Source organism: Holdemanella sp. MSK.7.32 (assembly GCF_024460475.1).
Lineage (GTDB): Bacteria > Bacillota_I > Bacilli_A > Erysipelotrichales > Erysipelotrichaceae > Holdemanella.
The window spans coordinates 1-998 of the sequence record NZ_JANFYN010000107.1; the positions used below are offsets into that span (position 1 = coordinate 1).

The 998-nt window shown below is 30.9% G+C and carries 2 protein-coding genes; both read right to left on the reverse strand.

Features of this window, described 5'->3' with window-relative positions:
- Positions 1 to 367 (reverse strand): helix-turn-helix domain-containing protein (locus NE544_RS11980; RefSeq protein ID WP_256269496.1); only part of this gene is annotated, 367 nt, incomplete at its 3' end.
- A 105-nt stretch (positions 368 to 472) separates the two neighbouring features.
- A complete protein-coding gene (locus tag NE544_RS11985) occupies positions 473 to 805 on the reverse strand; it encodes a hypothetical protein (protein WP_256269497.1) in 333 nt (110 codons plus the stop codon).
- Between the last annotated feature and the right edge of the window lie 193 nt (positions 806 to 998).

Genomic DNA, 998 nt, shown 5'->3' on the forward strand with positions numbered 1-998 from the left:
CACTTTCATTACCAATACGAACATAAGCTTCAAGTAATCCGTCTCCTGAATAATAGTAAGGTGTTTCTTCTCCTTTGAATACCTGAACAATTAAAACAACATTTCCATCTTCAGTATGAAAAGAAATTTTAAACTCTGGAATCGGATTTAATCTTGTTTTAATGATTTCGCTGATAAGTTCAGCATCTTTATCCGGAGTTTCTAAACCAACGATTTGATTATCATCTGAAATTCCAAAGATTAAGAAACCTCCTAAAGTATTCGCAAAAGCACTGATGCTTTTACACCAGCTTTTAGGTTTTTTAACTTCTAATTTTAACTTTTTATCATATTCTGTTGTTTCACCAATTATATTTTTAATTTCCAAGATATCCACCAACCTTTATAAAAATTATGACATAGAATTCTTTTAACAATCAAAAAAATACTATAAAGCAATCAAAATTTCATAGTAAGAAAGTAAATATTATTGCTACGTGTAGCTTTTTGCTTGTTCCATCCAATAAGAACGAATTCTTTCTATCATATCAATACAATCATTTTGCGCAGTAGTTGCATTATATTTTTTCATGTCACTGAAAGTATGTCCGCACGGTACAAGATCATTATCTACATAACCGCCACTAACTCCAACAAGCCATGAAGTAAATACACTTCTCTTAAATTTAAAAATATAATAATGCATCTCATACAATTCAAATTTTTTAACAAATTCAATTTTAGATGGCTTTTTTCCTAATTCTTGCGAATCTGATAACCATTCCACCATATTCATTTGAGCCACTTCTTGTTGTTTAATGTTCATTATTTTATCAATCCATTCATCCACATACTGGAATTTGTCAGTCTAAAATCAGGACTCCTGAGCAATCGGACATTTGTGTAAATGAAAGATCCGGAAATTCTTTTCTCAGTTCTTCAACGACAAAGTAGATTTCATCATTATCCCATGTGTCTCCTGCCTTCAATTTACACTGTTCTAAATCCTTTCGTGTTTC